General features: G+C 60.3%; 17 protein-coding genes and 1 pseudogene. 1 reads left to right on the top strand and 17 read right to left on the bottom strand.

Features of this window, described 5'->3' with window-relative positions:
- The first annotated feature begins 29 nt into the window (after positions 1–29).
- A complete protein-coding gene (locus GF1_RS14795; RefSeq protein WP_267927326.1) occupies positions 30–371 on the top strand; it encodes a DUF3795 domain-containing protein in 342 nt (113 codons plus the stop codon).
- Positions 372–406: 35 nt separating this feature from the next.
- On the opposite strand, the gene GF1_RS14790 is transcribed toward GF1_RS14795, so the two are convergent.
- The 17 genes and pseudogenes from GF1_RS14790 to GF1_RS14710 all read right to left on the bottom strand — a co-directional run bounded on the left by GF1_RS14790 (position 407) and on the right by GF1_RS14710 (position 20,272).
- Positions 407–2,665 carry an AAA family ATPase gene (locus GF1_RS14790; RefSeq protein ID WP_267927324.1) on the bottom strand — a complete coding sequence of 753 codons (2,259 nt, stop codon included), beginning with the start codon at positions 2,663–2,665 and terminating at the stop codon, positions 407–409.
- A gap of 265 nt (positions 2,666–2,930) precedes the next feature.
- A complete protein-coding gene (gene cydB, locus GF1_RS14785; RefSeq protein ID WP_267927323.1) occupies positions 2,931–4,061 on the bottom strand; it encodes a cytochrome d ubiquinol oxidase subunit II in 1,131 nt (376 codons plus the stop codon).
- A gap of 1 nt (position 4,062) precedes the next feature.
- Positions 4,063–5,598: a cytochrome ubiquinol oxidase subunit I gene (locus GF1_RS14780; RefSeq protein WP_267927322.1), complete on the bottom strand. Its 1,536-nt coding sequence runs from the start codon at positions 5,596–5,598 to the stop codon at positions 4,063–4,065.
- A 6-nt stretch (positions 5,599–5,604) separates the two neighbouring features.
- Positions 5,605–5,868, bottom strand: coding sequence for a DUF4492 domain-containing protein (locus GF1_RS14775; RefSeq protein ID WP_267927321.1), 264 nt, complete (start codon positions 5,866–5,868; stop codon positions 5,605–5,607).
- A gap of 9 nt (positions 5,869–5,877) precedes the next feature.
- Positions 5,878–6,366: an RrF2 family transcriptional regulator gene (locus GF1_RS14770; RefSeq protein ID WP_267927320.1), complete on the bottom strand. Its 489-nt coding sequence runs from the start codon at positions 6,364–6,366 to the stop codon at positions 5,878–5,880.
- Between the two features lie 185 nt (positions 6,367–6,551).
- Positions 6,552–7,706 (bottom strand): cytochrome d ubiquinol oxidase subunit II, encoded by a 1,155-nt coding sequence (cydB, locus tag GF1_RS14765; protein WP_267927319.1) that lies wholly within the window; start codon positions 7,704–7,706, stop codon positions 6,552–6,554.
- A gap of 189 nt (positions 7,707–7,895) precedes the next feature.
- Positions 7,896–8,750, bottom strand: coding sequence for an MBL fold metallo-hydrolase (locus GF1_RS14760; protein WP_267927318.1), 855 nt, complete (start codon positions 8,748–8,750; stop codon positions 7,896–7,898).
- Positions 8,747–10,756, bottom strand: a complete 2,010-nt coding sequence (accC, locus tag GF1_RS14755; protein WP_267927317.1) for an acetyl-CoA carboxylase biotin carboxylase subunit — start codon at positions 10,754–10,756, stop codon at positions 8,747–8,749. The genes GF1_RS14760 and accC overlap by 4 nt, the downstream gene beginning before the upstream one ends.
- 61 nt (positions 10,757–10,817) lie before the next feature.
- Complete coding sequence (locus GF1_RS14750; RefSeq protein WP_267927316.1) at positions 10,818–12,350, bottom strand: acyl-CoA carboxylase subunit beta; 1,533 nt, start codon at positions 12,348–12,350, stop codon at positions 10,818–10,820.
- Positions 12,350–12,757, bottom strand: coding sequence for a methylmalonyl-CoA epimerase (mce, locus tag GF1_RS14745; RefSeq protein ID WP_267927315.1), 408 nt, complete (start codon positions 12,755–12,757; stop codon positions 12,350–12,352). The genes GF1_RS14750 and mce overlap by 1 nt, the downstream gene beginning before the upstream one ends.
- 63 nt (positions 12,758–12,820) lie before the next feature.
- Positions 12,821–14,488, bottom strand: coding sequence for an acyl-CoA mutase large subunit family protein (locus GF1_RS14740; RefSeq protein ID WP_267927314.1), 1,668 nt, complete (start codon positions 14,486–14,488; stop codon positions 12,821–12,823).
- Positions 14,485–15,393: a methylmalonyl Co-A mutase-associated GTPase MeaB gene (gene meaB, locus GF1_RS14735; protein ID WP_267927313.1), complete on the bottom strand. Its 909-nt coding sequence runs from the start codon at positions 15,391–15,393 to the stop codon at positions 14,485–14,487. Before meaB ends, GF1_RS14740 begins: the two co-directional genes overlap by 4 nt.
- Positions 15,390–15,812 (bottom strand): cobalamin B12-binding domain-containing protein, encoded by a 423-nt coding sequence (locus GF1_RS14730; protein WP_267927312.1) that lies wholly within the window; start codon positions 15,810–15,812, stop codon positions 15,390–15,392. The genes meaB and GF1_RS14730 overlap by 4 nt, the downstream gene beginning before the upstream one ends.
- Positions 15,809–16,147, bottom strand: coding sequence for a tRNA-binding protein (locus tag GF1_RS14725; RefSeq protein WP_267927311.1), 339 nt, complete (start codon positions 16,145–16,147; stop codon positions 15,809–15,811). Before GF1_RS14725 ends, GF1_RS14730 begins: the two co-directional genes overlap by 4 nt.
- Positions 16,144–17,012 (bottom strand): annotated as a pseudogene (gene sucD / locus GF1_RS14720) (succinate--CoA ligase subunit alpha). Before sucD ends, GF1_RS14725 begins: the two are co-directional and overlap by 4 nt.
- 15 nt (positions 17,013–17,027) lie before the next feature.
- Positions 17,028–18,200: an ADP-forming succinate--CoA ligase subunit beta gene (gene sucC, locus GF1_RS14715; protein ID WP_267927310.1), complete on the bottom strand. Its 1,173-nt coding sequence runs from the start codon at positions 18,198–18,200 to the stop codon at positions 17,028–17,030.
- Positions 18,201–18,379: 179 nt separating this feature from the next.
- Complete coding sequence (locus GF1_RS14710; RefSeq protein WP_267927309.1) at positions 18,380–20,272, bottom strand: propionyl-CoA synthetase; 1,893 nt, start codon at positions 20,270–20,272, stop codon at positions 18,380–18,382.
- Positions 20,273–20,362: the final 90 nt, after the last annotated feature.

Here is a 20,362-nt window from a genome sequence, read left to right as displayed (position 1 = left end):
GCTGATAACAAAAAACGGGGAGGTGGGGGATGATTGCCTATTGTGGACTGGACTGCAGCCGGTGCGAGACCTACCGGGCAACCAGGGATGATGACGAAAAGACCCGGGCGGAGATCGCGGCGAAATGGTCTGTCCGCTACCAGTGTGAGCTGACGGTAGACGATATAAACTGCACGGGCTGCAAGGAGGAAGGGGTCAAATTTTCCTTCTGCGGCCAGTGTCCGGTCCGGGCCTGCTGCCGGGACCGGGACCTGGATCACTGCGCCCTGTGTCCCGACTATATCTGCGAAAAACTGCAGCGGTTCATCGACCAGGCCCCGACCGTGGGCCGGGCTCTGGAAAAACTGCGGCAGAAAAACAAAAACAGGTAATTTGCCGTTGAGCCGTTCTGTGCCCGACCCCGGGTTTACCAGACCGCCCGCAGCCCCTTGCTCTTTCTGATCTGGTCGATGCGCCGTTCCAGCTCGATGCGCCACTCGGCATGGATGCGCGCGGCCGATGGCGCGATCAGTTCGGGCAGGCCGTAGACAAGCCGGTCCGCGGCCCGACTGGCCTCGATGACCGCCTCGATGGAACGGGCTCCGAACTTGTAGCGGGCCAGCAGCAGCCGCAGGAGCAAGCCCGAGGTCTTGCGGGCCGCGGTCCGCCAGTGGGTCTGCATCTGGTGGGCAATGATGAAGGCCCGCTTGAGCAGGATGCGGCGCAGCTCTTCCAGTTCCTCTTCCGAGGCAGAATCCCGCAGCAGTTCGTCCGGAATTTCAATGCCATCAATATCCAGTACAACCCGCAGCCGACTCATGAAGTCGGGAATCTTGAGGGTCTTTGCCAGTTGCAGCGCTTTCGGGTCCTCCGGGGTGAGCAGTTCCTCCATTCCGGCCCAGCTGGCCTTGACTCCACCGGCAAAGACAAAGATTGCCCTGCCGATGTGGTAGGGAATACCGTGGACGTAGGTGACGCCATCCTGCATGGAGGGCAGGAAGTAGCGCAGGTAGCCGAACTCGTAGTCATCGTAGCGGCAGTCGAATTCATCCCAGAAGGCGATGGGGACTTTGCCCTGGGCCACCGAGGCCCGGATGGGATCGATGGCCGAGTTGATTTCGTCCGGACTGGCGAACTGGGTCAGGTTGAACTCAAAGAAATCAAAGGGGTTGCCTTCGAAATTCTTGGAGATCACGTTGGCCACCTGTTTGACGGCAAAGGATTTGCCCGAACCGGGAGGGCCGAACACTCCGATGCACAGCGGCCGCAGAACCCGGTCCTTGGAGACATAGGAGTCCATGACGTTGTGGAGGGTGATTACCGGGTCGATCTCGGCCGGGTCCGTGGTCCGCAGGTGGCCGACCTGGAAGATGGGCAGGTCGTTGAAGCCGCGGCCCCGGTTGACCTCCTCCTTGAGGCAGTGGAGCACCGAGACGATCACGTCCATGTAGTCGTAACTGGTCGTCTGGTAGATGCCGGACGGTGAGTAACGCCGGTGGCGGAAAAAGGAGCGCAGGGCCTTTTTCTTGTCCTCGTTCCACACCTGGCTCGAGACCAGTTCCAGGGTGGAGTCGAAGTCGGCCGAGAACTTCGGCAGTTCGACAAAGGAGGGATCCGGGCTGTTGTCGATGAACGAGCAGGGCGAGCCGTCCGGATAGGTGGAGGAGAAATCCAGATTGGGGAACTCCAGCCCGTCGTTGAAGTAGTAGCCGCACTCGTTGAGCACCTGCCAGTTGAGCAGGACCCGCTTGGAAAAGTCGTAGAAATAGTTGCGGCCGAACTGGAAACCGTCAAAACGCATGGCGTCCATGGAAAGCATGGAGGTCACCATGGTATCGTAGCAGGGCACCGAGCCCCGCTGCCGGGGCGCGCTTTTCTCCGGCAGGTGTCCTTTGCGGTAGCGGAAGAAGGTGCCGACCGGGCCGACGTAAAGCAGGCCGTGGGGGAACATCTCCACCACAATATGGCAGAGAAACCGGTGCTGCTGTTCGTCCCACAACCCCACCTCGGGCGTGCGCAGGGCCCGCAGGCACATGGCGACAATGGTTTCCCAGTTGACCGAGCTGTCCATCTCCATCCGGGTGGTTTCCAGGTCGGAGAGCCGGCAGAAGAGGGTGAACCGGTCCTGGAGGATGGTGGCCCATTTCTGCCAGTGGGCCACCGAGATGCCCATGGCGATGCACCACATGCCGGGGTTGAGTTCGACGATATCCTCGCAGACCTGGGGCGGAACCCCGGAGTCGTCGATAAGCAGAATACCGTTGTTGCCGGCGATGATATCCAGGTTGTTGCCGTTGACCACAAAGGAGTCGTTCTGGACCCCACGACCCTCGGAAGGAAGGATCTGGTTGATCATGTACCAGCCGTGATCCGGCTTGTCCACCGCCCCGGAAGAATGCTTGCGGAAGATCTGGTAGACGTGCTTTTCCTTCCCGTACGTCAGGGTGTTGAGCCTGGGCGTGAGCTCGGAGCTGGCCAGGTAGGAGCTGAGCCAGGTCAGGCACTGCTCCAGACGTCCGTTCTCGATACTGACCTTACCGGCCAGAAGGTCGATGTCATCGCCGGGATTGTATCCGTAGGCGGGCAGGCTGCCCTCTTCCAGAAGGCTGACCTCCTTGACGGGCAGGTTCCAGATTTTTACGTTCGAGCCGAGAAAGAGAAGTTTCAGCGTTGCCTGGTCGGTCATGGTCGGACCCCGGGGATAAGGTGGATAGGATAAGTGTGCAGCAAGGGCTGCCGGGCGGAAGGAGAAGCAGGAAGAAAACCGCCCGGCAGACTTGAAGATATTATTCTATAATAGGTTCGCCTTGTCCAGTGCTATGACCGCGGCTTTGTAGGATACGCCGATCATGGCGACCCAGAGAAGAAGCAGAAAAGTTTCCATGGTGTTCCTCCTGTGGAATGCAGCCGGTGCCAGCCGTCAGCGCCGGCACCGGGATATTGAAAAAAGATCAGTAGGCCTCGCTCTGTACCTCGTCGGCGGTCAGCTTGGTCCGGTCCATGGCCCACCACACGTAGGCCACGTAGGCCAGGACAAAGGGAATCGCGATGGCCACGTAGGTCATGGCGGTCAGGGTGTAATGGCTCGACGAGGCGTTGGCGATGGTCAGGCTCGACTGCAGATCCGCCTTGGACGGATAGAACGGGGTGTTGTTATAGGCCGGCAGCAGGAGGACTGTGAGCCCCACCAGAACCGTACCAAGGCCACCCATCCAGATGCCACCGGTTTTGCTGGTTTTGGCGGTGGACAGTACACCTGAAATCACCAGCACAAGACCTGCGGCCAAAAGTCCCAGCAGCCAGGGATTGGCCAGCAGATTGGCCAGATATTTGCGCGATACCATGGAGACCACGCCATTCCCGTCAACGGTGTATCCTTTCATCAGCAGCAGGCTGACCAGGACATAACCCAGGAAGGGCAGGGAACAGAGAAAACTTGTCCAGCAGGCGTTGCGCAGCCGGGTCTCCAGTTCCGGGGTGGCGCTAAAATCGATATTGTTGATCAGATACATGGAGCCAATCGTCCGGGCATTGAACACCAGGAAGAGCCCGAGCGACAGGTTGAAGAGCGAAAAGGCCGCCTCCAGGCCGCGCAGCGGATGGGTCCAGGTGACAAAATTGTAGCCACTGAGGACAAAGTTGGAGCCGGTGAAAAAGGTGCCGACTGCCGCCCCGATCAGGAGGATGCCCACCGAGCCGTTAATAAACAGGAACAGCTCGTAGACCTTTTCACCCAGCAGGTTGTTTTCCTTTTTGCGGTACTCGTAGCTCACCGCCTGGACGATGAAGGTGAACAGGATAAGCACCCATACCCAGTAGGCGCCGCCAAACGAGGTGGCGTAGAACTTGGGAAAGGCGGCGAACAGCGCCCCGCCGAACAGGACCAGGGTGGTGAAGGTCAGTTCCCACTTGCGGCCGAGGGAATTGATGACCAGGGATTTTTCCAGGTCGCTCTTGGCCACCTGCCAGAGCAGGGTCTGCCCACCCTGGACAAAGGTGAGAAAGATGAACAGGGCTCCAACCACGGAGCAGAGCAGCCACCAGAGATGCTGCAGTGTCGTTGTATCAAGGCTTCCGATCATTTTACTCGCCCTCCGGTCCAATGGAAATCTGTTTGGTCATGATCCGCACCTCGGCAAAGAGCAGGATGGTGAACAGGATCGCGAACATGAAAAATGTGGTCTGTACTGTGCCGGCGGTCAGGTTGGAGCGCGCGACCGAAACCGGCAGCAGCCCCTGGATGGCCCAGGGCTGACGGCCGACCTCGGCAACAACCCAGCCGGCCTGGGAGGCGATCATGGCCAGGAAGAACATGGGTACGCCTGCGGCCAGCAACCATCTTTTGTTAAGGAGCTGGTCCTTCATGGTGAAGTAGAGGAAGGCCAGGCAGACCAGCGGAAACAGCGTCCCCAGAGCCACCATAATATGGAAGCTGTAGAACGTGGTCGCCACCGGCGGCACGATATCTTCGGGTTTTTCCAGGAAGCCGTAGCCCATGTATTCCTGGTTCTCGTTAAAGGAGGCCAGGGCGGCGGCCGCCATGTCCCCGTTCCCTTCCTTTTTAGCCTTCTTATAGGTATCCAGGGCCGAGAGCGCTATCTTGCCACGCTCGATCTTCTCGCCCGCGCCCATGATGTTGTATTCCTCGTTGCCGTAGACCAGATCGTCTATGCCGGGGACAAAGCTGCCCGGTGAGCGGTTGGCCAGCAGGGAGAGCAGGGCCGGGATACGGATCTGGAAGTTGAAGGGTTTCTGGTCATCTCCGGGTTTCTTGTCGCTGTTGAGCATGCCGATGGCAACGATGCCGGCATTTTTCTCACCCTTATACAGTCCCTCGAAGGCGGCCAGCTTCATGGGCTGATGCTGGGCGTCTTCATAGGCGGCCTCGTCCCCGGTGAAGCCGACAACCGCCGAGGTGATCAGGCCAAAAACCGCGGCCACGATAATCGACCGTTTGGCCATCTCGATGTGGCGGCCCCTGAGCAGAAACCAGGAAGAGATGGAGATGATGAACAGAGAGGCCAGCAGCATGGAGGAGCTGGTGGTGTGGGTGAACTTGGACACCGCCACCGGCGAGAGGATGACCTCCATGATGTTCTGCATTTCGAAGCGGGCCGTGTCCGGATTGAAGGCCATGCCGGTGGGGAACTGCATCCAGCCGTTGGCCACCAGAATCCACATGGCGGACAGGTTGGAGCCCAGGGCGACCATCCAGGTGGAGAAGAGGTGGAAACGCTTGGAAACCCTGTTCCAGCCAAAAAACATCACGGCAAAGAACGTGGCCTCCAGGAAAAAGGCGATGATGCCTTCGATGGCCAGCGGGGCGCCGAAGATATCACCGACCATCCAGGAGTAGTTAGACCAGTTGGTTCCGAACTCGAACTCCATGATGATACCTGTGGCCACACCGATGGCGAAGTTGATACCGAAGAGCTTGGCCCAGAATTTGGTGATGTGTTTCCAGTGTTCGTTGCCGGTCTTGACATACAGGGTCTCGTAAAAAGCGATGATCCAGGTGATACCCAGGGTCAGCGGCACAAAAATCCAGTGGTACATGGCTGTCAGGGCAAACTGGGCCCTGGCCCAGTTCACCATTGACATGTCAAAGTTTTCAATCATGACTTCCTACCTCCTTACATTTGGTTGGCTTTGGACTGGCCTGGTGATCTGCTCCAGCACGTAACCGGCCCGTTCCTCATCTGTTGCAAAGCGTGATTCCAGGAAATCCTGGAAAAAAAATAACTTGAGCACTCCGAACATGATGATCAGCTTGATGATGATCACCTTCCAGAGCGTTCTTCCCAGGGTCATTGAGCGAAATCCGTCCATATAGAAGCGGATGATGCGGGTGATAATACCGGGTTGTTCCATGGCAAGTTGTGGTTCCATACCCTCCTCCTACTGTATTTTCTCGACCTGGTCGGCGGCCTTGTCTTCCGGCGGAGTTTCGGAGAGTTCGGTCACCGGGAAAAGCGGGATACAGGAGCCTTCCTCCACCAGCTGGTCAAAGGTGACCGCGTTCAGGGTGCTGCGCAGCTGGTCCCTGGCCTCCATCCAGACCCGGTGCACCGCGCAGCCATAGGTCACCTTGCAGGATGCCGGCCGGGCCACGCAGTCGTTGAGATAGATCTCGCCGATCATGGTCTCGACCACTTCCAGCAGGCTGATCTTGTCCGGATCCCGAAGGAGAACAAACCCGCCCCGGGCTCCCTGGCGGATCTCGATAAAGCCGGCCTTGGCCAGGTCCTGGGCGATCTTGGCCAGGAAATGGGATGGTATGTCGGCTTTTCTGGCAATTTCCTGGCGGCTGGTCAGAACGCCGCGTCCCTGTTTTGCCAGATACACCATGCAGCGGATGGCGTATTCTCCTGCTCGGGTCAGTCTCATGGTGTCAGTTATAATACGATAAAGATGATATATAAGATTGTTTATGTCTTATATTGAAAAGAGAAATCGTTGTCAAGTGGAAAATATTCCCGTTAACAGCTTTTTTCCCCGGGACCGGGGAAGGGAGAATGCGATGGTATCCGAGGGGATACCATCGCGGTGCCACCTGAAAACAGATCTGCCTGCTAATAGACTTCCCTGGCGTTTTTGCCAGTGAGTTCAGCCAGGGTAAGTTTTTTACGGTCCATGGCCTTCCAGACATAGGCCACATAGGCCAGGACAAAGGGGATTGCCAGGGCCACCCAGCTCATGGCCTGCAGGGTGTAGCGGCTGCTGGAGGCATTATAGATGGTCAGGGAGGACTGCAGGTCCACCTTGGACGGATAAAAGGCGGTGTTGTTGTATCCGGCGGTGCCGAAGACAGCCAGGGCAAAGAGCACCGTTCCCAGGCCGGCGAACCAGATCCCGGCGGTGGAGCGGGTCCTGCCGGTGATGAGTGCTCCGGCGGTCACCAGGATCAGGCCGGAGACCAGGGCCAATCCCAGGAGCGGGTTGGCGTTGAGGTTGAGCAGGTACTTCCAGGTCTGGCGGAAGACCTCGCCCTTCTCGTTGACCGCAAAACCGTCCATGGGCAGGAGGTGGATCAGCATCCAGATCAGGAAGGGGAGGCTGAGCTTGAAGTTTTTCAGTGCTGCCTCGCGCAGCCGTCCTTCCAGCTCTTCGACGCCGGTGAAGTCGATGTTGTTGACCAGGTACATGGCGCCCAGAGCCCGGGCATTGAAAACCAGGAACAGTCCCACCGAGAGGTTGAACAGCGAAAAGGCCGCTTCGAGTCCGCGCAGCGAACTGGTCCAGGTGACGAAATTATAGTTGCTCAGGACAAAGTTGGAGCCGGTGAAAAAGGTACCCACGGCCGCGCCGATGAGCAGGATGCCCACTGAACCGTTGATGAAGAGAAAGGCCTCGTAGGTCTTGGAACCGAGCAGATTGTTGGGTTTCTTACGAAATTCGTAACTGACCGCCTGGACAATGAAGGTGAAGAGAATAAGGATCCAGACCCAGTAGGCGCCACCAAAGGAGGTGGCGTAGAACTTGGGAAAGGCGGCGAACAGGGCACCACCAAAGAGCACCAGGGTGGTGAAGGTAAGTTCCCATTTACGGCCCAGGGAGTTGATGATCAGGGTTTTCTCATCTTCGGTCCGGGCAACCTGCCAGAGCAGGGACTGACCGCCCTGAACAAAGGTGAGAAAGAGAAACAGCGAGCCGACCACGGAACAGAGCAGCCACCAGAGTTCCTGTAGCTGCGCCAGGGAGGCGGATTCAATCCAGTAGGCAATCATTGGTACACCCCTTTTTGAATAACATGTTGATTTGATGGAACAAAAAACTGAATCAGGGCAGGGCCCCGCGAGCGCTCAAAGAAGATATATGAGATAATTATAGTCTTGTATAAAGGAACTCCCCCGGCCTGTCAAGAAAAATTCTCGTTTCTGTCTCCCGGTCACCCGGAGGTGAAAAGAGGGAGATAATCAGTAATCTGGAAAGGTTTCCACCACCTTGCCCCGGCCGTCCAGGCGGCAGGCCAGCATGTGGATATCGTGATAGAAGGTGAACCACCACCCCTTCTGCTGGTAGCGGGGCAGGAGCTCCTGTTTCCGGTCGATGATATCCAGCGGGAAGTTGTCATAGGCCATGATCCACAGGGGATTGGTGTGTGCGTGGGTGGGCAGGACATCGCCAAGGTGGACGGCCGAATCCGCTTCGCCCCGGATCTCCACCAGCTGGTGGCCCCGGGTATGGCCACCGGTGAGGCGGACCGTGACCCCCGGCACGATCTCACGGTCTCCGTCTACCAGCTCGAGCAGCCCACTTTCCGCAAGCCCGGCGAAATTCTCCGGCCAGTAGGTATGGCTGGAGCGGATATTGGGGTGGAGGATATCCTCCCATTCCAGGGTTTGGAGCACATGTCGCGCCCGGGGAAAGGTCAGTTCCGGTTCACCGCTATTCCCATGCATGACCACCCCGCCGGCATGGTCAAAATCACCGTGGGTGAGGATGACCACGTCGATATCCTCCCGGCCAAGACCGAGGCCGGCCAGCTCGTCCACCAGGTTCCACCCTTCGTAGACCCTGAATATCTGCTTCTGCTTGTCACTGAGCTTGTTGCCCACTCCGGTGTCGATGATCAGGCAATGTTCCGGGGTCCGGACCAGGAGCGGGGCGTTGAGCATGCGGATATAGTTGTCCGCGTCGGCCGGATATTTTTTACTCCACAGCACCTTGGGTACAGCCCCGAACATGGTGCCGCCATCCAGTTCGAAATGGCCGCCGGTGAGCCAGCTGATGGTTGTTTGGCCAAGGTCAAGGGTCGGCAGGCTGCTCATGGCTTCTCCACCGCGAATTCAAGGATGATCTGGTCGACGAACAGGGAGTCGCCGGGCTTGGCGATGATGTCGGCAATGATGCCGTCGCACGGGGCCCGCAGGACGTTTTCCATCTTCATGGCCTCGATGATGGCCAGTTCCTCGCCACTCTTCACCGAGTCGCCGACCTGAACACTTACCTTGGTCAGCAGGCCGGGCATGGGGGCCAGCAGGTAGCGGGAGAGATCGGCTTCTTCTTCGGGCGGCATGAGCTGGAAGAGTTCCGCGGCCCGCGGGGTGAGTACCAGGGTATGGATCCGGTTGCCCCGGTGCTGGAGGATGTAGCCCACCCCGTCACGCTCCACCTGAAAGACCACCTGGCGGTTATTGATCACGCCGCGGAACAGGAGCTGGCAGAAGGACCAGTCCGTGGTCACCCGGTAATCGCGGCCGTCGTAGTCCACCAGGTAGCCGCAGTCGGCCTGGAAGGGTTTGACGATGATATCGTGCCGGTGTCCGTTGATGATTACCACCCAGTCATCCTGGACATTGCGTTCATGGCCGGGCAGCTGACCGCTGATACAGGCCGCCCGGTCCATGTAGAGGCGGTGAATGATGCCAGCCACCACCACTGGCAGGGCCGGGTCTTCCTGCAGGGAACAGGAGGGATGGAAGCCGTCCGGGTACTCCTGGGCAATGAAGTTGGTGGACAGCCGCCCCTCCTGGAACCGGGGATGGGCCATGATCGCCCCGAGAAAACCGATGTTGTGCTCCACGCCCCGGATCACGTATTCATCGAGGGCGTCCTGCATGTGGGCGATGGCCAGCTCCCTGGTTTCGCCCCAGGTGATGAGCTTGGCGATCATCGGGTCGTAGTACATGGATATCTCGCCGCCCTCGTACACCCCGTCATCCACCCGCACCCGGCGCTCCTCCCCGGGCGGCAGGTAATGGATCAGCCGGCCGGTGGAGGGCAGGAAGCCGCGCAGCGGATCCTCGGCATAGATCCGGCACTCCATGGCCCAGCCGTCGAGGGGGACCTCGTCCTGGCCAAGGCTCAGCTCTTCCCCGGCAGCCACCCGGAGCATGAGCTCCACCAGGTCGAGCCCGGTGACCATCTCGGTCACCGGATGCTCCACCTGCAGCCGGGTGTTCATCTCCAGGAAGTAAAACTGGCCCGGCCGGGCGGCATCGACAATGAACTCCACGGTTCCGGCCGATTCGTAACGAACAGCCCGGGCCAGGGCCACGGCCTGCTCGCCCATGGCCTGCCTGGTTTCCGGGTCGAGGAAAGGCGAAGGAGCCTCCTCGATGATTTTCTGGTGTCGCCGCTGGATCGAGCATTCCCGCTCGCCGAGATAGATCACGTTACCGTGGGAATCGGCCATGATCTGGATCTCGATGTGACGAGGCTCCTGGATGAATTTTTCCATCAGGATCCGGTCGTCGCCAAAGCTTGATCCGGCCTCGGAAGCGGCCCGGACAAAACCTTCCCGGCACTCATCCTCGTTCCACGCCACCCGCATACCCTTGCCGCCACCCCCGGCCGTGGCCTTGAGCATCACCGGGTAGCCGATATCGGCCGCCACCTCCAGGGCATGGTCCACATCGCGGATCACTCCGTCGAAGCCCGGCACCGTGTTGACCCCGGCCCGGGCGGCGATCTGCTTGGAGGTGATCTTGTCGCCCATGGCCCGGATCGCCTCCACCGGCGGGCCGATGAAGATCAATCCGGCCCGTTCCAGCATCTCGCAGAACATGGGGTTTTCGGACAGAAAGCCGTAGCCCGGGTGGACAGCCTCGGCCCCGGTCTTCAGGCAGGCGGCCACGATCCGGTCCATGTCCAGGTAGCTCTCGGTGGCGGGCGACGGCCCGATATGGACGGCCTCGTCCGCCATCCGCACGTGCAATGCCCTCCGGTCGGCGTCGGAGTAGACGGCCACGGTCGCAATGCCCATTTTCCGGGCGGTTTTGATGACCCGGCAGGCGATTTCCCCTCGGTTGGCGATCAATATTTTTTTAAACATATATTTTTGTTTTTTCTCTTGTCCCGATGCCCTGTTTTCTTTTCCGCGCCACCCTGGTTTTCTACAGCGGAATGTTGCCGTGTTTGCGCCACGGGTTTTCCAGTTTCTTCTCTCTGAGCATGGTCAGGGAGCGGCAGATGCGGGTGCGGGTGTTGTGCGGCATGATCACATCGTCGATGAATCCCCGGCTGCCGGCCACAAACGGGTTGGCGAACCGGCTGCAGTACTCTTCGGTGTGGTTTTTGATTTTCTCCTCGTCATCCATGTCCTTGCGGAAGATGATCTCCACTGCGCCCTTGGGTCCCATGACCGCGATTTCGGCCGTGGGCCAGGCAAAGTTCACATCGCCGCGCAGATGCTTGGAGCTCATCACGTCGTAGGCGCCTCCGTAGGCCTTGCGGGTGATGACCGTGACCTTGGGCACCGTGGCTTCGGCAAAGGCGTACAGGAGCTTGGCCCCGTGCTTGATGATGCCTCCGTATTCCTGGGCCGTACCGGGGAGAAAGCCGGGCACATCGACAAAGGTGACGATGGGGATGTTGAAGGCGTCGCAGAAGCGGACGAACCGGGCCGCCTTGCGCGACGAGGCAATGTCCAGGCAGCCGGCCAGGACCATGGGCTGGTTGGCGACAATGCCCACGGTGGAGCCCTGCATGCGGCCAAAGCCGATGATGATGTTGGCGGCGTAATCGGGCTGGAGTTCGAAGAAGTCGTGCTCATCCACCACCTTGGTGACCAGCTCCTTCATGTCGTAGGGCTTGTTGGGATCATCGGGGATCAGGGTGTCCAGTGACATCTCCACCCGCTCCGCCGGATCGGTGGTGGGCCAGACCGGTGGTTTTTCCCGGTTGTTGGAGGGCAGGAAGTTGAGGAACCTCCGCAACATCAGCAGGGCCTCCACATCGTTCTGGAAGGCCAGGTCCGCCACTCCCGAGCGGGTGGTGTGGGTCCGGGCGCCGCCCAGTTCCTCGGCAGTCACCTCCTCGTGGGTCACGGTCTTCACCACGTCCGGTCCGGTGACGAACATGTAGGAGGTGTCCTTGACCATGAAGATGAAGTCGGTCATGGCCGGGGAGTAGACCGCTCCGCCGGCACAGGGGCCCATGATCATGGAGATCTGTGGGATCACCCCGCTGGCCAGAACGTTTCGCTGGAAGACATCGGCATAGCCGGCCAGGGCCTCGACACCCTCCTGGATCCGGGCGCCGCCGGAGTCGTTGAGCCCTACCACCGGCGCCCCCACCTTGATGGCGTGGTCCATGATCTTGCAGATCTTCTCGGCATGGGCCATGGAAAGCGAGCCGCCAAAGACGGTGAAATCCTGGCTGAAGACAAAGACCAGCCGCCCGCACACCGTACCATAACCGGTGACCACTCCGTCACCGGGAATTTTCTGTTTGCCCATACCGAACTCGTTGCATCGGTGTTCGACAAACATGTCCCACTCTTCAAAGGTACCGGCATCGAGAAAGAGTTCGATCCGCTCACGGGCGGTGAGCTTGCCCTTGCCGTGCTGGCGGTCGATCCGGACCTGGCCGCCGCCGAGACGGGCCGCAGCCCGCTTGGCATCGAGCCTGCGGATGATGTCCTGCATCAGTCGTCCTCCCGGGCGCAGATTTCAGTGAGCACTCCAAAGGTGGATTTGGGGTGGAGAAAAGCGATTTTTTTGCCCCCCGCCCCTGGAACCGGCTCGTCGTTGATACACCGGCATCCCTTGCTCCTGGCCACGGCCAGTACATGGTCGATGTCGTCGCCCAGGTAGCCGATATGGTGGAAGCCCTCTCCTCTTTTTTCCAGAAATTTCGCTATCGGACTGTCAGGCGAGGTGGGCTCCAGGAGCTCGATGTGGGTCTCGCCGATGGGGAAAAAAGCGGTCCGGACCTGCTGGGATTCCACCTCCTCGATCCGTTCACACCGAAGTCCCAGGACCTTTTCGTAAAAGACCCGCGCTTTTTCAATGGAGTGAACGGCAATGCCGATGTGATCTATTTTTTTGAGCATAACAGCTGTATCTGCTGATTCTTTGTGTTTTTATATTGTATCCGGCACTCTGTATCAACCGGGTCAGTAATCCCGGTATTCGCCGAAGACGTCCCGCAGGACGTTGCAGATCTCTCCCAGAGAGCAGTAGCAGCGCACGGCCTCCAGGACCGGTTCCATGAGGTTGGCCTCCGACCGCTCGGCGGCGGCCTTCAGCCTGGCCAGGGCCCGGGTGGCGGCCCCGGTGTCCCGCTCCGCCCGTACCTGCTGCAGTCGCCGGACCTGTTCCTCTTCCACGGCCGGATCCACCCGCATCACCGGCACCCGGGTTTCCTCCTCGCTCTGGAACCGGTTGACCCCGACAATGATCCGCTCACCCCGTTCGATCTCCTGCTGGTACTGGTAAGCGGCGTCCTCGATCTGGGCCTGGATAAAGCCGTTCTCGATGCAGGCCACCACCCCGCCGGCCTCCATGATCTGGTCGATCAGCTCCACGGCCTCACGTTCGATGGTGTCGGTAAGCTGTTCAATATACCAGGAACCGGCCAGCGGGTCCACGATATCCGCCACCCCGGACTCGTGGGCCAGGATCTGCTGGGTCCGCAGCGCCGTGCGGACCGACTCCTCGGTGGGCAGGCTCAGGGCCTCGTCCCGGGAGTTGGTGTGCAGGGACTGGGTGCCGCCGAGCACCGCGGCCAGCGCCTGGAGGGTGACCCGGACGATGTTGTTGTCCACCTGCTGGGCGGTGAGGGTGCAGCCCGCGGTCTGGGTATGGAAACGCAGCATCATGGAGGCCGGTTTTTTCGCCCCGAACCGCTCCTTCATGATCCGGGCCCAGAGACGACGGGCAGCCCGGAACTTGGCGATTTCCTCGAGCAGGTTGTTGTGGGCATTGAAGAAAAAGGCCAAACGCCTGGCAAAGATTTCCAGCTCCAGTCCGGCGTCCAGGGCGGTCTGGACATAGGTCATGCCATTGGCCAGAGTGAAGGCCACCTCCTGGCTGGCCGTGGAGCCGGCCTCGCGGATATGGTACCCGGAGATGGAGATGGTGTTGAAGAGCGGTGCTTTTTCCGCGCACCACTGAAAGATATTGGTAATCAGCCGAAGACTTGGCCGGGGCGGAAAGATATAGGTTCCCCGGGCCACGTATTCCTTGAGGATGTCGTTCTGGATGGTGCCGCGCAGCCTGTCCGCCGCCACCCCCTGTTTTTCGGCCACTACCACATACATGGCCAGCAGGACCATGGCCGGCGAGTTGATAGTCATGGAGGTGGATATTTTATCAAGCGGGATGCGGTCAAAGAGGACTTCCATATCGGCCAGGGTGTCGATGGCCACCCCCACCTTGCCCACCTCGCCCATGGCCAGGGGATCATCGGAGTCGTAGCCTATCTGGGTCGGCAGATCAAAGGCAATAGAAAGCCCGGTCTGGCCCTGGTCGAGCAGGTAGCGGTAGCGCTCGTTGGAGGCCGCGGCGGTGGAGAACCCGGCATACTGGCGCATGGTCCACAGCCTCCCCCGGTACATGGTGGGCTGTACACCCCGGGTGAAAGGGTAGCGACCGGGAAAACCGAGATTTTCCAGGTAGTCACGGTCGATCTCCCGTGGCAGGGACAGCCGAGGGACCTCGCGGCCGCCGTGGCAGGTGAACTTCTCTCTGCGTTCGGGAAAACGATCCAGGGATCGCTTGAGCTCGTTTTCTTCCCAATCTTTCTGGGCCGGATGTTTTGTCTTTCTCTTTTTTTCTGTCATTTCAAGATATTACGCAGTAGGTGTTCCGCGGCCAGTCGCGGATCGGTCTCGGTGGAAGCGGTCCGGCGGATCCGTTCGCGCAGGGGATGGGCCAGCAGTTCCATGGCCCAGTCCAGGGTTTCGGTAATAAAGGATTCGTCCCGCCGGCGCTGGAACAACCCCTGGCTCCGCTGCTTTGCTTCCATCTCCAGGACCCGCTCCAGGAGTTCAGCCACCCCACGGCCTTCACTGGCCACGGTTTCGATGATCCTTTGTTCCCGCTCTTCCGGGTCACGCAGGACCGTGATCATATCGAGAAACAGCTTTCTGGCCCCGGGCTGGTCACTCTTGTTGACCACCAGCAGGTCCGCCACCTCCAGGATCCCGGCCTTCATGGCCTGAATGTCGTCGCCGAAACCAGGCGCCAGCACCATCAGGGTCAGATCGGCCAGGGAGACGATGTCCATTTCCGACTGGCCGATACCCACGGTTTCGATGATCACGATCCGGCAGCCGCTGGCCGCCATGATCCGGACTGCGGCCCCGGCGGCGCCGCAGAGTCCGCCCAGACGGCCACGGGTGGCCATGGAGCGGACCACCACGTCCCGGTCCAGGGCATGGTCCATCATCCGGATCCGGTCGCCAAGCAGGGCGCCGCCGGAGATGGGCGACGAGGGGTCCACGGCAATGACGCCCACCCGCATCTTCCGTTCGCGGATACAGCGGATGAGCTGCCCGGTGAGGGTGGATTTGCCGGCCCCGGGCGGTCCGGTGATGCCCAGGACCAGGCACTGGTTGATCCGTTCCCGGTCCAGGGAGGCCAGCAGTTCGTGGCCGGCCGGATCGTGGTTTTCCACCAGGGAGATGGCCCGGCCCACGGCCCGGGGATCACCCTCGTGGAGACGACTGGCCAGGGAGGTGTTCATTGGCTGCGCTGTGCCTGCTGCTCTTTGCTGGCCCGGGCAAAGGCATCGATGATGGTGTCGATGGGCGTGCCGGGTGTGAAAACGGCCCGGATACCGGCCTCCTCGAGAACCGGGATGTCCTCCTCGGGAATGATCCCGCCGCCCAGCACGGGAATGTCGCCCCCGCCGGCCTTTTGCAGGGCCTCGACCACTGCCGGGAAGAGCCGGAGATGGGCCCCGGACATGGAGGAGAGGCCGACCGCGTGCACATCTTCCTGGATGGCCGCGGCTGCGATTTCATCGGGTGTGCGGCGGATGCCGGTGTAGATCACTTCGAACCCGGCATCGCGCAGGGCCCGGGCAATGAACTTGGCGCCCCGGTCATGGCCGTCCAGGCCGGGTTTTCCTATGAGTACTCTGTACTTATCTTTATCTGTCATGCCAGCTTAAGACCGTTGTCCACCCTCCGTTCCGGGACGGCCAGGACCACCGAGCCGTCGTCCCGGACAAAACCGGTTACCAGGCACTCGGACAGGACCGGCCCGATCTGCTTGGGCGGAAAGTTGACCACCCCGATGATCTGGCGGCCCAGCAGTTCCTTTTTGTCATACAGGTCGGTGATCTGGGCACTGGACTTTTTTCGTCCGATCTCCGGCCCGAAATCGACCACCAGCCGATAGGCCGGTTTCCTGGCCTCGGGAAAATCCTCCACCTCGACAATGGTACCGGTGCGGAGCTCGACTTGGGTAAATTCGTCCCAGGTAATTTCCTTCATGAAAACACCTCTCTGCAGAACTGTCCCAGCCTGCCCAACTGTTCACAGACGTGAATGCCGCATTCCCGCATGGTGCGGATCTTGGCCTCGGCCGTGCCCGATCCGCCACTGACAATGGCCCCGGCGTGTCCCATGCGCCGGCCGGGGGAGCGGTGATCCCGGCAATGAAACCGACCACCGGCTTGTCCAGGTTGTCGCGGATAAAACGGGCCGCCTCTTCCTCGGCATTGCCACCGATCTCGCCCACCAGTACGACCGCCTCGGTGGCGTCATCGCCAGCAAAGGCTTCAAGGCAGTCGATGAAGTTGGTGCCGATGACCGGATCACCGCCTATACCGATGCAGGTGGACTGGCCAAGCCCCACCCCGGTGAGCTGGTGCACTACCTCATAGGTCAGTGTGCCGGAGCGGGAGATGACACCAATGGGTCCGGGGGTGTGGATGGGGCCGGGCATGATGCCGGCCTTGCACTGGCCGGGGGTGATGATACCGGGACAGTTGGGGCCGATCAGCCGCGAGGGGGTGGCGTCCAGGGCCGTCTTGACCCGCAGCATGTCGTAGGCCGGGATACCCTCGGTGATGCAGACGATCAGCTCCACCCCGGCGTCGGTCGCCTCCAGGATGGCATCGGCGGCAAAGGGCGGCGGCACGAAGATCAGCGAAGCATTGGCCCCGGTGGCGGCCACGGCGTCGCGCACGGTGTTGAACACCGGGATCCCGTCCACGTCCTGACCACCCTTGCCCGGCGTGACGCCGGCAACAACGTTTGTGCCGTAGTCCCGGCACTGCCGGGTATGGAAGCGTCCTTCCCGGCCGGTGATCCCCTGGACAAGAAGTCTTGTGTTTTGGTCGATGAATATGCTCATGGTCTTGTCTCTGCCTCAGTGCGCCGCTGCAGCGGTGGCGATTTTGCCTATTTTTTCCGCCGCGTCCTGGAGATCTGTCGCTGAAATCAGGTCCAGGCCCGAGTCCGCGAGGATCTTTCGCCCTTCCTCCACATTGGTGCCCTCCATGCGGACCACCACCGGCAGGGACAGGCCGATCTTCCGGGCCGCCTCCACCACGCCGGTGGCCAGCACGTCGCAGCGGAGAATGCCGCCGAAGATATTGATCAGAATGGCCTCCACCTTGGGATCGGAGAGCAGGATACGAAAGCCGTTCTCGATCATCTCCGCATCGGCACCGCCGCCCACGTCGAGGAAATTGGCCGGCTCGGCCCCGGCCTGCTTGATCATGTCCATGGTGGCCATGGCCAGGCCGGCACCATTGACCATATTACCGATAGTACCATCCAGCCGGATATAATTGAGGCCATATTTTTTTGCCTCGGCCTCCAGGGGATCCTCCTCTCCGCTGTCATGCAGCGCGGCAAGGTCCTTGTGGCGGAAGAGCGCGCTGGAATCCACCTCGGCCTTGGCATCGAGCAGCACGAAAGCACCATCTGAGGTCCTGGCCAGGGGGTTGATCTCGGCCAGCAGGAGGTCGTTTTCTGTCACAGCCCTGTACAGGTTGGAAAGCAGGACACAGAATTTTTTGAACGGGTCGCCGGTCAGGCCGAGGCCAAAGGCCATCCGGCGCAGATGAAAGGGCTGGAGGCCGGTCAGCGGGTTGACCCGGACCCGGATGATTTTTTCCGGTGTGGTTGCTGCCACCTCCTCGATGTTCATCCCACCCTCGGTGGAACCGATGATCATCAGGCTGGCCGTGGCCCGGTCCGGAAGAATGGAGAGGTAGTATTCATGCTCGATGTCCACGCCCTTTTCCAGCAGGATCTTGCGGACTATTTTTCCCTGGCCGCCGGTCTGGGCGGTCTGGAGTGTCATGCCCAGGATCGTCTGGACCGCTTCCCGGGCCTCTTCCTGGCTCCGGGCCAGCCGGACCCCGCCGGCCTTGCCCCGGCCACCGGCATGCACCTGGGCTTTGACGGCAACGGGACAGCCGAGTTTTTCCGCTATGCGTAGCCCGTCTTCTTCCGTCTCTGCTACCTGCCCCTCAGGCACCGGCAGATCGTATCGGCCAAAGAGTTCCTTGGCCTGGTATTCATGTAGTTTCATCGCGTTAGAGAGGGATGTCTTCGCCTGAAAGACGGTGAAATCCCTGCTTCTCCCAGTTTTGCTATAGCATGTAAACAGAGAGGGACATCACCGCTTAAGGCGGTGTTATCCCTGTTCATTTCTCCGGGATGTAAGCCGGGCGATGGTATTTCTTGAAGGGATCCATCGCCTGCTTGCTGTTACTTGGGAAAGCCCAGCTTTTTCAGATCCTCGGTGATCTCTTCCAGGATGGTCGGATCGTCGATGGTGGACGGCATCCGGTACTCCTTGCCGGCGGCGATCGCACGCATGGTGCCGCGGAGGATCTTGCCGGACCTGGTCTTGGGCAGCCTGGTCACCACCGCGGTCTGTTTGTAGCAGGCAATGGGACCGATCTGGGCCCGGACCATCTGAACCAGCTCGGCCTTGATTTCCTCGGCATCCTTGGTCACCCCGGCCTTGAGGACGATAAAGCCCACCGGGATCTGGCCCTTGAGCTGGTCATCGGTGCCGATGACCGCGCACTCGGCCACGTCCGGATGGGTGGCGATCACCTCTTCCATGGCCCCGGTGGAGAGCCGGTGGCCGGCAATGTTGATGACATCGTCCATCCGGCCCATGACATACACGTAGCCGTCCTCGTCGATATAGCCACCATCACTGGTCTCGTAATAACCCGGGAAGGTGGCCATGTAGGACTTGATGAACCGCTCGTCGTTACGCCACAGGGTCGCCAGGGTACCCGGCGGCAGGGGCAGCTTGACCACGATGTTGCCTTCCTCGTTCGGACCCAGTTCCTTGCCCGTATCATCGAGGATACGTACATCATAGCCCGGGACCGGCTTGGTGGGCGAGCCGGGCTTGACCGGGAACTGCTCGATGCCCATGGGGTTGGCGACAATGGCCCAGCCGGTCTCGGTCTGCCACCAGTGGTCGATCACCGGCACCTTGAGGAGGTTCGATGCCCAGTGATAGGTGTCCGGATCGAGCCGCTCGCCGGCCAGGAACAGGGTTTCGAATTTGGAGAGGTCGTATTTTTTCAGCAGCTCGCCGTTGGGATCTTCCTTCTTGATCGCCCGGAAGGCCGTGGGTGCGGTAAACATGATCCGGGCCCCGTGCTCGGAGATGACACGCCAGAAGGCCCCGGCATCCGGGGTGCCGATGGGTTTGCCCTCGTAGACAATGGTGGTGCAGCCCTTGAGCAGCGGCCCGTAGACGATGTAGGAATGGCCCACGACCCAGCCCACATCAGAAGCCGCCCAGTAGACGTCGCCGGGATCCACGTTGTAGATGTTTTTCATGGACCAGTGCAGGGCCACGGCATGGCCGCCGTTGTCGCGCAGTACGCCCTTGGGCATACCGGTGGTCCCGGAGGTGTAGAGGATGTAGAGCGGATCCGTGGCCAGGACCGGCACGCAGTCGGCAGGCTCGGCGTCTTTGACAATGTCCTGCCAGGCCAGGTCGCGGCCTTCCTGGAGCTCGGCGGTAACAAAGTCGCGCTGGAAGACCACGCATTTCTCCGGCTTGTGATCCGACTGCTCGATGGCCGAATCCACCAGCGGCTTGTAGGCCAGCTGTTTCTTGCCCTCGATGGCGCCGGACGCACAGACTATGACCTTGGGCTGGGCATGGTCGATGCGGATGGCCAGCTCGTTGGCAGCAAACCCGCCAAAGACCACCGAATGGATGGCCCCCAGCCGGGCACAGGCCAGCATGGCCACCAGGGCCTCGGGAATCATGGGCATGTAGATGATGACCCGGTCGCCTTTTTCCACGCCAAGGCCCTTCAGGGCTCCGGCGAAGCTTGCTACTTCGTCACGCAGTTCGCGGTAGGTGATCTTGCGGATGGTGTCGGTGACCGGTGAGTCGTAGATGATCGCGGGCTGGTCGGCGCGGCCGTTTTCCACGTGCCGGTCCACCGCATTGTAGCAGGTGTTCATTTCACCGCCGGAGAACCAGCGGTAAAAGGGAGGATTGGAACGGTCCAGCACAGTGTCCCATTTCTTGTACCAGTCAATGCCTTCGGCCGCCTCGGCCCAGAATTCTTCCGGATTTTCAATGCTTTTTTTGAAAATTTCCTCGTACGCCCCCATACAATTTCTCCTTTTAGTTCTGATAAAGAAGTTCCTCCACAGCTTCATCTCCACGAAATTTGTCTATACTCAATCATTTCCACTCATTCA

Origin of the sequence: Desulfolithobacter dissulfuricans, assembly GCF_025998535.1 — a bacterium.
GTDB classification, from domain to species: domain Bacteria; phylum Desulfobacterota; class Desulfobulbia; order Desulfobulbales; family Desulfobulbaceae; genus Desulfolithobacter; species Desulfolithobacter dissulfuricans.
Note: the sequence above shows the minus strand (reverse complement) of the source record. Positions and strands in the feature narration are given on the sequence as shown.